Genomic DNA, 11,745 nt, shown 5'->3' on the forward strand with positions numbered 1-11,745 from the left:
TATCTAAACCTATGATCGCGTCTCAAGTTGCTTCCCTGTCTCTTCCCGATCTGGCTCGGCAAACCCGTCAAGCTGCGCGTAAGTTAGCGACCTTGCCAGCCGAGGCGAAATATCAAGCGATTGAAGCGATCGCCCAAGCCTTAGAAGCTGCCGCTCCCGAAATATTGGCTGCCAACGCTGCTGACTGTGAAGCGGCCCAAACCGCAGGCATTAGCAATTCTCTCTATGCTCGCTTAAAGCTGGACGAAAGCAAACTAAAAGCCGCGATCGCCGGAGTCAGAGATGTGGGTCGTTTAGCCGATCCGGTAGGACAGGTGCAAATTCACCGCGAACTCGACCAAGGCTTGGTGATGAAGCGGGTTTCTTGCCCGTTGGGTGTGTTGGGCGTAATTTTTGAAGCTCGTCCCGATGCGGTGATGCAGATTTCCTCACTGGCGATCAAGTCTGGAAATGGCGTAATTCTCAAAGGTGGGCAAGAAGCGGTGCGTTCCTGCGAAGCCTTAGTGAAAGCGATTCACGCAGGTTTAGCTCAGACTGAAATTGACCCATCTGTGGTGCAACTCTTGACCACCCGTGAAGAAACCTTAGAGCTGCTCAAGCTCGATCAATATGTGGACTTGATTATCCCCAGAGGTTCCAATTCTTTTGTGCGTTTCGTCCAAGACAACACGCGGATTCCAGTCTTAGGACATGCCGATGGTATTTGCCACTTGTATGTGGATAAAGGCGCGGATATTCGTAAAGCTGTGGCGATCGCCGTTGACTCTAAAACTCAGTATCCTGCCGCTTGCAATGCGATCGAGACATTACTAGTTCACAAAGACATTGCTTCTGCGTTCTTGCTAGAAGCCACCTCTGTGCTCCAAGCCAAAAATGTAGAACTACGCGGAGACGATCGTACCAGAGAAATTTTGAATATTGCTGCTGCGACCGAAGCAGACTGGTCTACAGAGTACAGCGATTTAATTCTGTCGATTAAAGTCGTGGATGACTTAGCAGCTGCGATCGACCATATCAATACTTATGGTTCCCGTCATACGGAGGCGATCGTCACAGAAGACCCTAAAGCCGCAGCTCAGTTTCTAGCCGAAGTCGATGCGGCTGGGGTGTACCAAAACTGCTCGACTCGCTTTGCCGATGGCTTCCGCTACGGCTTTGGAGCTGAAGTGGGCATTAGCACCCAAAAAATGCCGCCTCGCGGTCCTGTCGGTCTGGAAGGATTGGTGACTTACAAGTACGAGATCACCGGAGATGGACACATTGCGGCTACATACTCTGGCTCCAACGCTAAACCTTTTACCCACCGGGATCTATAAGCAATACACCCCTCTAGCAACACATGAATGAGGGCGATCGCAATTCGTCCCTACAGACCACTTTGGTTTCAACTGCCTTACCGCTGAATCGACACATGGATTGCATTCAACTCACAGGAATTCGCGCTTACGGTTACACAGGCTTTTTGCCAGAAGAACAAGTTCTGGGCCAATGGTTTGAAGTAGATTTAACCTTGTGGCTGGACTTGTCTAAATCGGGGACTAGCGATCGCATTGAAGACACTCTGGACTACCGCAACGCCATCGAAACGGTGAAGCAACTGCTTAAAACCAGCAAATTCGCTTTGGTGGAAAGACTAGCCAGCGCGATCGCAGAAGCTTTGTTGGAACTACCTGCCCACCCCGATCAACCCGTCGTGGAGCAAGTCCGAGTGCAGTTGTCTAAACCTGCTGCCCCCATTCCCGATTTTGGTGGCAGAATTACCATCGATATTACCCGTACTCGTTAGCAATCCTCATCCAAACCCACTCAAAACAGAAACTCCACCTCCGTGCATGCCGCTACAAAAGGTGGAGCTATAAAACCCAGTTAGGAGGTATCTTAAAAACCAAGGTAGCCCTAGAAATCTAGACTTTTCCTGACTTTTAACAAGTTCTTAAGCTCTAGTGGCTCTTGAGGCAAGCTTTTGGTTAGATTCGCTACATTTAAGCTATTTATTGAGCTAACGGCGCTGATTTAAGGTTGCAGGATCAATATTGACTAGCGGCAGAGTGCCATTGCCACCCATGACAGTCGGAAAGCGGCCATCCCATTTTTCGATCGCCTGCTGCTGCAATAGCTCTGAGGTTAAAGTCAGTCGTTGCAATCGCTGAGCTTCAGCTTGGCCTTTAGCGCGGTTCACAGCGGCCTCTGCGTCTTGCTTGGCCCGAAGTGCGGTGAATTCTGCTTGTTTTGCCTCTTGTTCAGCAATTTGCTTCGCTTCGATCGCTTTGTTGAACTCTGGTGAGAATCCAAAGTTGACCAACGAGACATCATCTACCAGCAGCCCATAAGATGCTAAGCGCTTCTTCAGCTGGTCATCAATTTCGCCTTTTAGCTCGGTGCGCTTGGTAAGAATCTCTTCGACGTTCTTCTTAGCAGTCGCGGCTTTCACTACTTCAGAAACCGCAGGCGTAATAATGCCGCTGACAATTTGTTCTTTGTTACCAATTCGTTGATAGACCGTATTAACTTGCGCCGGGTCGATATGCCAGTTGATGGCTACTTCTGTGGTGACATCTTGTAAGTCCTTAGAAGCGGCACGGGCATTAATGTCGTCCTTCTGTACTCGGACACTCATTTTCTTTACCGAGGTTAGAACTGGCATTACTGGGTGGATGCCTTCATCTAACACTTGATTTTGGACTTTGCCAAAGTGCATCACCACGCCCCGCTCCCCAGCGTTGACGATGACAAAGGGGCGAAAAAGCACTGCTCCTAGGAGAAGGGTCACTCCCCCAGCAATGTAGAGAGCCGTATTAGCAGATGGCAGGGGTGGCATTCCACGTGAGTTGGGTAATGCAGACCGAGTTGACTTTCCAGTCATGAGAGTTGCTCTGAATTTTAAGTTCTTTAAGTAGAAGCGGGTCACTTCTTACCTAACAAAGTGCCCTTGTTTACTTCAACAGTTGCGATCGCTTTGATTCCGCAGAAACTTTGTACATCACAAATCCAACTTAAGGCGCTACTAGCTGCCCCTTAATGACTTAGAGCAAACTTTCATTCAGTGCTGAAGGTGCTGAAGGTTAAAAACCGCACTGCTGATTCGTAGGAAGTATCAAATAAAAAACAACTACCTAAGTAGGTAAATTTTATTGGGAATAAGAAAGGTAAAAACGCCCGTGTGGTAAATTAATGAAAAGAAATCATTCCTAATAAAGCTCCAACAAGGTTTGCACAGATTTACATCAATAAATCTCAAACCTTTCATTCCTTGGTCACCCCTTCGTCTATGACAGCTACCCCTACCCGTGGGCAACTAGAACGCACTCTCTCGCAGCGGATTCAAGCGCTCTATCGCGAGCAGCTTGGGCATCAGCCTAGTAAAGTAACCTGCCAACTGTTTGATGAGAAATTAGCGATCGTTCTAGAAGACTCCATCACCCCTCCCGAGCAGTTGTTGGCGAACAGTGGTCAAGAAGAACTCGCTAAACAAGTCCGGGCGGATCTATCTAAAGCCATTGAGCCGCAATTGAGGGAGTTGATTAAGGAGGTGCTGGGGGTTGAGGTGCTAGATTTACTCAGCGACGGCAAAATCGATACTGGACGAACTGGCACGATTGCCGTTTTAGGAGCAACGCCCACCGTTCGTGATCCAGCTTCTACCCCTAAAGCTAAAAGGCAGGGGGAGGAGAACTAAGATAGCGGTGAATCAGCTCTTCTAGGTCATCAACCATGTAGGGCTTACTGATGTAGTCGTTGCAACCTGCTTCTAGAAGGCGATCGCGATCTTCTTTTCTTGCCATTGCTGTGACTGCAATAACCGGAATCCTCAGGGTTTCGGGATTTCGTCTTAAGCAGCGTACGATTTCTGCACCGTCGAGATCAGGGAGCATTACATCTAATAAAATTAGATCTGGCAACTGCTCTTCAGCCATACTCAAAGCCATTAAGCCATTCGTTGCAGTAATGAACGAATAGTTTCCTAAACTTAGGACTTGGCTAATGAGCAACAAATTGTCCTCATCATCATCAACCGCCAAAATCAATGGTTGTTTCACACAATTTGGCTGATCGGTTTCCAGGAAACATTTCAAATCCATATCCTGCCTCTGGGACGAAACGAGCGCATCTACGATCCCTAACAGAAGCTTGGACGAGGCATTTCCGAAGCGGCAATTTGGCGCTTACTTGTGGCGAACTGGCTCGTAGCTATTTGGTCAGGTTGAACGCTCTAGATTTTCTCGATAAAGCATGAATCAACCATTTACAAGATTTCTTGGTTCTTGATTCTACAAGAGATTCGTAAATAAACCGAACTTTCTGAGACGAAATAATACTGAGTGTAACTGTCTTTAATGTAGTTTTGGACCTCACTGGATTCAAATGTTGCATTACTTTAAGACAGTCTTTCAATAAGAGCTGGCTCAGTTGATAAATCCAATGATGAAGCCAACTTTTATAGATGCCTTATAAAGTCATCGTCACCCCAAGCTGAGCAAACGAGGCATTCTCTCAGCGACTACGAGCAAATATTGAGAATGGCTCGGAATTAAAACCACAAGGTTGACCACTTACTTGAGCAGATTGAAGCAAGTTGTGAAGCTTCTGACAAAAACTACCAGCACTTAAACGGAGTCTAAGGTCAAATCTTAGTTGATTTCGCGAAAAAACTGAACAGTTTGCTTAAAAGCTTAGCTCTCAGCCTTTTTTCGGCTGAATTCTTTTGTTTCTACGACTTATCTGACAAACTAGCTAGCTTGGTAAAAACCAATCTGGTTTAGCGTGCGATAGATTAAACCTTCTAGGCCCTCTAGAGTATAGGGCTTGCTAATGTAGTCATCCCAGCCTAGCTGCAAGATTTGTTCTCGATCTTCTACTCTAGCCAAAGCTGTTACGGCAATGACGGGAATTGCCTGAGTTTGAGGATGTTGTTTGAGTTGTTGAATGACTTCAACGCCGCTGATATCTCGCAAGACAACATCCAACAAAATCAGATCGGGTTGATATCTCTTAGCTAAGTTGAGGACCGTTTGACCTTGCAAGGTGTTGATACAAGCAAAGCCGAACACCTTCAGAATCTGAGAGAGAAGCAACAAGCTATCCTCATCGTCATCCACTACCAAGATTAGAGGCTGTTTCACCCAAAGATGCTGGTGCTTATGGCGGAAGGACTCCACATTCATGGTCGATTCGTCAATGATTTGTCATGAGCTTAGTGATTCTGAGAGAAATTCAGGTACTGTCTGCACCCAAAGCGCCAAATTTCATCTCAGTCTAATACAAATCATCGGAAATCTAAATAATTTCTTAAGAATTTTTGTCTGAGCTGATCTATGCTGTACTCTAAGAAACTTTTTTTCAGAAGAGTAGATAAAATGTTTGGCTTGAGTCTGGCTCTAAGCCAATTGGCGGAATCATTCGAGGCGATCGCTTTCTAGCCAAAGGTGGAGGTTAGGTTTTATGAGGACGTGTTACATTCGTTAATAATACTTAATAAACACTAAGTAGTATTGCCCTTGCTCAAGTTCTTGATACCGTAACTTCTGCCCTTATGTTGCCAATAGTTGTTAACGAAGAGCTAGTCCACCGCTTCAATTTCTATCTTCATACTTCTGTCAAACAAGGGATGCGTCATCAAGACGAGCTGTATGCCCTTGCTCAGGAATTTAGCCAAACGGCTCGGCTAACGGCTTATCAAAAGGCTTGTGAACTGGTAGAGCAGGGAGTACCAGTTGTGGTTACTGCCTCCAGCGTAGGATATGCCGTTTGGGTCAGCTTGCGATCGCTAACCCAAGCCCCAGAAAAAGCGGCTCGCCAGCCTAAGCCCACTCTCTCTAGTTTGCCTTCAAGGCTGGAGCTTTGCTCAGCTTAACCCTTTAGCTGGCTGGCGCTCAGCTACCTCTACCCTTGCAACTACGGTTCCCTAAACAATGAAAATTCGGATTTCTTCAGAGTTGTCTGACGCAGACTTATATGCAATTTGCGAAGCTGCGGATGTGCTGGCTTGTGAGTGCCCTAGCTATTTAGTCCGTCTGGTGCAAGAGGTGAGAGCTTTTCGTCAATATACGACTGACTGTATCCAGCAGTTTCCAGAAGATGCTACGACTCATCACTGGCTAACGGGTCGAGCCAAGCAGGTGGAAAGTCTGCTGTGTCAAACGATTGTGGAACTGTTGCAGAAAGAAAATCTGATTGATGAACAGAATCAGGTTTGTCTAACTCAGCTTTCCGATCGCTCACGGTCTTTAGCATTAGCAGGGTATCAACCTGAAGTGCGCCTAGCAAGTTAACCTGAGCAGGCAGCCATAATTGAGACCTAACTCCACTGACTCAAGTACTGATTGAGCTGTTGCTCGATCTGCTGTAGGTGTGCCTCGCCGTTGATTAGACTTTGCTCGTAACATTGCGGGGGTGTTGGTTCTGGTTTGAACTGGATTAGCTTAAACTCAAACCCTTTGCCAGTCCCCAAACCGAGGATTAAAACTTCTTCCTCAGGTTGATTAGCATCAATAATTCCCAGAATTTCTTGAATTTGGTTGTCTACTTTGCGGTTGAGTTCGGCGATCGCGGCAACAGAGCAAAATACCAGATGGGGAGTCGGTTGAAAGTCAACTCCTAAAACTCCTGGCTCTGCCTCCGAGTGTTGCGCTAGTCCCCAAGCCAAGGTCGCTAATTCTGGTTTGTGCGATTCAACAAATAGTTCTAGCTGCTGCCGCCAACTTTGCTCAGTGGGGTCGAGTTTGGAGCTGAAAAATTCTGGCATCGTATTGGTTCCTTTCCAGGTGGTTGCACACAGCAAAAGCGGGACTGCCAATGATTTTAGATGGAAGTGGTACCCGTAGCATTTTAGGTTGCGGCACAGGCTGCTGGTAAAGGTGGCTGAGTTGTAATGACAACTTGCGAGTACCCAGTGGTGCGGAGGAGCTGGCTAACCACTTGCTGAGTGCGATCGCTAGCTTTTTGCAATACTCCTTCTTGGCAAGCAGTGGCCACAATTTTTTTCAGGGCTTGTTGCTCTGCTAAGGTTTGTAAATTTGGCGCGACATCTGGCCCTAACCCTAAAAGACCGCGATCGTAGTCGTACACTTGCGATCGCGTGACATCAATTTTGGCATCAAGGATACGCGGAGGAGGCAGGCGGATTTGGATGATGTCGCCATTAATAACCACGTCTTGGGGTTGTAGCTGTCCTAAATCAACCCCTGCTCGCACTTCACCGTAGGCAATGTACAGCAGCTTAGTAGTTCCGACCACAAACCCTGCCAACTCGCGATTTTGATGCGTCGGTACAATGGCTTCCATCGCAAAGACTGTGGTACTCAGCTCACTCACGCCTTGAATTTGCCGCAACGCTACCGATCGCACATCCACTTGGGGCGCAGTTTCAGTCGGTCGCCACAGGGCTTGTAAATCAAGCCAAAACTGCTGCCCAGAACGCCAAACTCCTAACAACATAATTAGGGCCATAAGGGCGATCGCGCCGGTTGACATCCAAACCAGTTGATACAGAAACCCATTTTTGTGAGTCGGCGATTGCTGAGGATGTGCGTCTCTCATGGTCCACAGTTGTAGGTTTGCCTAACTCGATCTTAGGTGGGAACTGCGGTCAGCGCGATCGTGGGGCAGGGTTAGCTTTTTCCAAACGAGTCATGCGAGCTTCTACATTCGTCACTCGCTCTTTTAACTCAATTAGCAAGGTTGCTAGGCGGTCCAAAATGGGTGTAGTTGCAGGAGTTGGATTAGGTGGTGTAATGGTAGGTGCCGCAGGACGGCTAGGCTCAGACAGGCGGGTACCAGAACGACTCAAACTGTAGATTTGAGCCTCTAAACGGCTGATCTCAGCTCGTATTTGATAGCCATCTGACTCTAACCGGGCCAAGCGAGATTCTAATAGGACTGTGGATTGAGCCGCCAAACGCCCTGGCAACAGCACTAACCCCACGATGACTAAACCAGTAAAACCTAGAATTTTCAGCCAGCGACGATTCATAAAAGTTGCCTCCTAAATAGATTCGGGATTGACCTCAGGAGGCAAGTCTGGAGCAGGAGATTCGGGTTCAGGGTCTGAGTTAGGCTCAGGCTGTGGTTCAGGAGTCGGAGCCGTCGTTTCAGGCTCCGATTCCGGCAGAGGTGTTAAATCAGGTCCACGCTCGGGGCTGGTTTGAATCTGTCTGAGGGACGTGAGGGAAGCAGCCATACAAGTACCTATCAGTCGTATGGTCAACAGGGGAAACCCTAGCGATCGCTTAGCTGCCAGATCGCTCTAGGGGAGCTTGATTCGTTTGGGGCGTAGGTGCTGTAAAAGCCAAATTCCATGTAGAAGTCACTCCTAGCATGCAAACACCCGCAACTAGCCACGCTAAGGCTACCTCAATACGATTAGGTTTAGAGGCCAGAGTGGTGGGCGAAGCCGCGATCGCCAGTTGCATAATGGGGGGCTTGTGGTCAGATAACTCTAAGGATTCAGGTTCGGTGTAAGGCTCTAGCGCTTGTCTGTAGGCGGGAGAAATGAGGGGACGGGGGCTAACTGCAAGCTTGTTTTCCGAAGGGGACACAGGGAACATATAAAACAGGGATTTAATAGAAGCTATTTTTAGATTTAACTTGAAGGCAAGTAGCCTAGCCTCCTTCAAGTGAGACAGGTTCAGCCTTACCCAGTCTCTATCACAGGCATAGTATGAGGTGTCAAAATAATGTTGTTAGCGACACTCTCGATAAAGACCCTGCAAGTGCTGCCTGAAAAACTTAGACCAACTCATTGGCCTGACTGCTGTTGTTGCTTTTCTGGGTCAATTTGCTCTCGCTCTGACGCTTTCTGCTGAGCATCTTGAGCGGCATTTTTAGCTTTATTCACTGGAGGTAAGCCTGGCGTTGTTGCTTGCGGCGGTTCACTCTCAGTTGCACACCCAATCGTCAATACCACGAACACTAAAGCGATCGCTCCGTGTCTCAATCTGTGTACAAGCTTGGGCATCCTGCTCCCCTAGAACCAGAACCTAGCTTTAGCATACCCATTAACTGGCCTTCAGTGGATCTATCTAGGTATCGAGGACAAATCACATCTACTTGTGATGATCTTAAGGCATCCTTATATGGGTCAGTCGTGCCCCAGTGGAGATGCCATTGCTAAGCTGTTTAGCTGAGCCTGATTAGCTGAACCTGAGGCGATCGCCACTAGCAGGTAACCTTCATTCAACTGGTTGTAGAAACTACCGCAATCCCGGTATAACTCATTCCGAACCGATGGCAACCCCTGACTCACCTACCCCGCTCGGGCCTTTGTTAGTCACCTATGACGACATTGCTAGCGCTGCTCAAAGGCTAATGGGCCAAGCAACACGGACTCCTGTAATCACTTCGCAAACTGTCAACCAACGCACTCAGAGCCAAGTTTTCTTTAAGTGCGAAAACTTTCAACGCACAGGCTCATTCAAGTTTCGAGGAGCCTATAACGCTCTGGCCCAACTGACAAAAACCCAGAAAAAGCAAGGTGTTTTGGCTTACTCCTCTGGGAACCATGCTCAAGCGATCGCCCTAGCGGGAAAAATCTTAGAGATTCCCACGACGATTGTGATGCCAGAAGATGCGCCAGCGGTGAAGCAAGCAGCCACGCGAGAGTATGGGGCAGAAGTAGTGCTTTACAACCGCCAAACCACTTCACGCGAAGAGTTGAGCCAAAGCTTAGTTCGCGATCGCGGCCTCACCTTAATTCCTCCGTTCGATCATCCTCAGGTTGTGGCAGGTCAGGGGACTACTGCCAAGGAACTGATTGAGGAAGTGGGACCACTGGACCTCCTGTTGGTGTGTTGTGGCGGTGGAGGATTGCTGTCTGGGTGCGCGATCGCAGCTCAAGCTCTTTCGCCTCAGTGCCAAGTGATGGGGGTAGAACCTGCCCGCGCCGACGATGCTACCCGCTCTTTTTATACCCGCACGCTGCAAACAGTTCACAACCCCGATACAGTAGCCGATGGAGCCAGGACTCCTGCTTTAGGCCAGGTGACGTTTCCCTTGGTTTTGCATTATGTCCATGACATGGTGACGGTTTCAGAAACAGCAATTTTACGAACCATGTTTTGGCTCTGGGAACGTCTCAAGATTGTGGTGGAACCCACAGGAGCGCTAGCGGCAGCGGCTTTACTAGAGGGAGTGGTTTCTGTCCCTAATGCTCGCATTGGTGTGATCATCAGTGGCGGCAATGTAGACCTGAGCCAAGTAGGGCAACTGATGGCTAAGGTGAGAAAAAAGCCCAAGTCAGAAAAACCCTTACCCCTAGCCAGAGAGCTGAGTTAGACGGAGCAGTGAGCGCTTCTCCATCTTCAGTCCAGCGATTTGTTCTATTAGTAGAGATCGGAAAAATCTCTGAACTGAAAGGCGATCGCGCGGATATAAATTAGGAGATCGAAACTAGGAGAAGTAATGCAGCGGTTTGTCCCTCGCTTCTTGTAACAGCAGAAGCATTATGGGTCTGGATAGAGCGCACCACCATGTGACCACATCTGATTCCAGAGGCATTGTTACAGGGTTTTCAAGAGCAAAGTGCGATCGCCTAAGTGCGCTTAAAGATTTGGTTAAGTAACATCCCCCTTTAGAATGAAAAATTTTTAATTTAGTCTAGGCAGTGCCAGGTCGGGAAGGCTAAGGTTGTGGAGCAGTTCCTTGCCTGCTTCAGATCCAAACCTGGGTTAGGCATCTATTCACTCCACTCCGTCAGGACTTTCACGACCCATGAACCCTAGCAGTAACCCAGAAGAAGAATTGCGACGGCGAGAAAAAGAGTTGCGAGAGCGAGAACATGCCTTGCGGCTCCGGGAGCTAGAAGCTGAAATCAATCAAACACATCAGCCCCCTCTTTATGAAACTGCGAAACACCAGCCATCTAAAAAGTCATTGCAGCAATGGTCCAAGCAGCTGGTGAATGTGGCTCAGTTTATGGGCATCGCAGTTGCGGTGATTATCACGATTCGGATTGCAACCTGGCTTACGGGGGTGGTGATTGTGGGAGGAGTGGCTTGGGTCGCGTACAAACTGTTTTTTGAAAGCGATCGCGCTAGACGTTGAAAATAGCTACGTTTCGAGCCAGCAGCGACTAGACAAGAATTAATCGAGACGTTCCCTCTCTAAAGCTACTTTTACAACGCCCTCTTCCCCCCTTCATAGGGGTTTTACCCATGAAAAACTGGCCTGCTTGGATTCCGGTACCGAGTGCATGGATGAGCGCTGTACTGTTGGTTTTGCTAACGGGTAGCCTTGCTTTTGCAGTGAAACTAATTTGGCAAATGGGCTATTTTATGGCTCGATTCCTGCCACCTGTGGCAATCTCCTTTGGCGTGTTGGCGCTGCTCTCTCCCATTGTGATTATTGCGATTTTTCATCATTTATTACACCTATTTCTCGATCGCTTCTTTCCCGAAACGCGATCGCCTGAAATGGAGCCCAATTTAGGGTTTTTTCCCAGCCTCATGAGTTGGTGGGAAGGCGTGATGGGATGGTCAGCCATTCTATTAGCGACTTTGGCAACCGTTGGGATTGTGGGCCCCTTCTTGCCCACTTGGCGATCGCTTTACCCCTTATATTCCATGTTTTTAGCTTGGGATAAAACTCACTATTTATTCACGATTCCGACAGTAGTTTGGGTGATTGCGGCTGCCTACATTTATCACTTCGAGCATGTAGTTCGTCATCATCTGATTGCAGTTGGGGCAGCAAATCGAGCAAATCGACGTTAAACCAAGATTCCATTTAGGAATTAAGTTATTTCCTTAATTG

The 11,745-nt window shown here is 48.1% G+C and carries 18 protein-coding genes; 8 read left to right on the plus strand and 10 right to left on the minus strand.

Translation table 11 applies throughout. The annotated features are described in order from the left end of the window. Nucleotides 1–11 precede the first annotated feature (11 nt). Entirely contained in the window at nucleotides 12–1,316 is a 1,305-nt protein-coding gene (locus H6F68_RS25860; RefSeq protein WP_190563502.1) for a glutamate-5-semialdehyde dehydrogenase, read from the plus strand. 23 nt (nucleotides 1,317–1,339) lie between these two features. Next, nucleotides 1,340–1,786 (plus strand): dihydroneopterin aldolase, encoded by a 447-nt coding sequence (gene folB / locus H6F68_RS25865; protein WP_399315195.1) that lies wholly within the window; start codon nucleotides 1,340–1,342, stop codon nucleotides 1,784–1,786. A 213-nt stretch (nucleotides 1,787–1,999) separates the two neighbouring features. Here the strand turns inward: folB and H6F68_RS25870 are convergent, their stop codons facing one another. Beyond that, nucleotides 2,000–2,863, minus strand: coding sequence for a prohibitin family protein (locus H6F68_RS25870; RefSeq protein WP_242016938.1), 864 nt, complete (start codon nucleotides 2,861–2,863; stop codon nucleotides 2,000–2,002). 405 nt (nucleotides 2,864–3,268) lie between these two features. Between H6F68_RS25870 and H6F68_RS25875 the strand changes: the two genes are divergently transcribed. After that, on the plus strand, nucleotides 3,269–3,676 hold the full coding sequence (locus H6F68_RS25875) for a DUF2294 domain-containing protein (protein ID WP_190436570.1): 408 nt from the start codon (nucleotides 3,269–3,271) through the stop codon (nucleotides 3,674–3,676). On the opposite strand, the gene H6F68_RS25880 is transcribed toward H6F68_RS25875, so the two are convergent. Together H6F68_RS25880 and H6F68_RS25885 are read right to left on the minus strand one after the other, a co-directional pair. Then, entirely contained in the window at nucleotides 3,651–4,037 is a 387-nt protein-coding gene (locus tag H6F68_RS25880) for a response regulator (RefSeq protein ID WP_313930246.1), read from the minus strand. The genes H6F68_RS25875 and H6F68_RS25880 overlap by 26 nt on opposite strands. 690 nt (nucleotides 4,038–4,727) lie before the next feature. Beyond that, nucleotides 4,728–5,162: a response regulator gene (locus H6F68_RS25885; protein WP_190563504.1), complete on the minus strand. Its 435-nt coding sequence runs from the start codon at nucleotides 5,160–5,162 to the stop codon at nucleotides 4,728–4,730. Between the two features lie 368 nt (nucleotides 5,163–5,530). Here H6F68_RS25885 and H6F68_RS25890 point away from each other — a divergent pair, with 368 nt between their 5' ends. Both H6F68_RS25890 and H6F68_RS25895 read left to right on the plus strand, forming a co-directional pair. Then, complete coding sequence (locus tag H6F68_RS25890) at nucleotides 5,531–5,851, plus strand: hypothetical protein (protein ID WP_190563506.1); 321 nt, start codon at nucleotides 5,531–5,533, stop codon at nucleotides 5,849–5,851. A gap of 58 nt (nucleotides 5,852–5,909) precedes the next feature. Further along, nucleotides 5,910–6,269, plus strand: a complete 360-nt coding sequence (locus tag H6F68_RS25895) for a hypothetical protein (protein ID WP_190551610.1) — start codon at nucleotides 5,910–5,912, stop codon at nucleotides 6,267–6,269. 26 nt (nucleotides 6,270–6,295) lie between these two features. On the opposite strand, the gene H6F68_RS25900 is transcribed toward H6F68_RS25895, so the two are convergent. The 7 genes from H6F68_RS25900 to H6F68_RS25930 form a co-directional block, all read right to left on the minus strand. Continuing rightward, the gene (locus H6F68_RS25900) at nucleotides 6,296–6,742 is read right to left on the minus strand and encodes a hypothetical protein (protein WP_190563508.1); all 447 of its coding nucleotides are present in this window, start codon (nucleotides 6,740–6,742) and stop codon (nucleotides 6,296–6,298) included. An 83-nt stretch (nucleotides 6,743–6,825) separates the two neighbouring features. Continuing rightward, entirely contained in the window at nucleotides 6,826–7,536 is a 711-nt protein-coding gene (locus H6F68_RS25905) for a DUF4230 domain-containing protein (protein WP_190563510.1), read from the minus strand. A 49-nt stretch (nucleotides 7,537–7,585) separates the two neighbouring features. Further along, on the minus strand, nucleotides 7,586–7,969 hold the full coding sequence (locus H6F68_RS25910; protein ID WP_190563512.1) for a hypothetical protein: 384 nt from the start codon (nucleotides 7,967–7,969) through the stop codon (nucleotides 7,586–7,588). A 12-nt stretch (nucleotides 7,970–7,981) separates the two neighbouring features. Then, on the minus strand, nucleotides 7,982–8,176 hold the full coding sequence (locus tag H6F68_RS25915; protein ID WP_190563514.1) for a hypothetical protein: 195 nt from the start codon (nucleotides 8,174–8,176) through the stop codon (nucleotides 7,982–7,984). Between the two features lie 49 nt (nucleotides 8,177–8,225). After that, nucleotides 8,226–8,543 (minus strand): hypothetical protein, encoded by a 318-nt coding sequence (locus tag H6F68_RS25920; RefSeq protein WP_206755441.1) that lies wholly within the window; start codon nucleotides 8,541–8,543, stop codon nucleotides 8,226–8,228. A 191-nt stretch (nucleotides 8,544–8,734) separates the two neighbouring features. After that, the gene (locus H6F68_RS25925) at nucleotides 8,735–8,953 is read right to left on the minus strand and encodes a hypothetical protein (RefSeq protein WP_190563516.1); all 219 of its coding nucleotides are present in this window, start codon (nucleotides 8,951–8,953) and stop codon (nucleotides 8,735–8,737) included. A gap of 123 nt (nucleotides 8,954–9,076) precedes the next feature. Then, on the minus strand, nucleotides 9,077–9,229 hold the full coding sequence (locus H6F68_RS25930; RefSeq protein ID WP_190563518.1) for a hypothetical protein: 153 nt from the start codon (nucleotides 9,227–9,229) through the stop codon (nucleotides 9,077–9,079). Between H6F68_RS25930 and H6F68_RS25935 the strand changes: the two genes are divergently transcribed. The 3 genes from H6F68_RS25935 (at nucleotide 9,223) to H6F68_RS25945 (ending at nucleotide 11,705) form a co-directional block, all read left to right on the plus strand. Then, entirely contained in the window at nucleotides 9,223–10,269 is a 1,047-nt protein-coding gene (locus H6F68_RS25935) for a threo-3-hydroxy-L-aspartate ammonia-lyase (RefSeq protein ID WP_190563520.1), read from the plus strand. The genes H6F68_RS25930 and H6F68_RS25935 overlap by 7 nt on opposite strands. A 435-nt stretch (nucleotides 10,270–10,704) precedes the next feature. Beyond that, a complete protein-coding gene (locus H6F68_RS25940) occupies nucleotides 10,705–11,037 on the plus strand; it encodes a hypothetical protein (RefSeq protein ID WP_190436596.1) in 333 nt (110 codons plus the stop codon). A gap of 110 nt (nucleotides 11,038–11,147) precedes the next feature. Next, entirely contained in the window at nucleotides 11,148–11,705 is a 558-nt protein-coding gene (locus H6F68_RS25945; RefSeq protein WP_190436598.1) for a hypothetical protein, read from the plus strand. The last annotated feature ends 40 nt before the right edge of the window (nucleotides 11,706–11,745 follow it).

It is taken from the genome of Trichocoleus sp. FACHB-262, assembly GCF_014696035.1.
Classification (GTDB): Bacteria; Cyanobacteriota; Cyanobacteriia; order FACHB-46; family FACHB-46; genus Trichocoleus.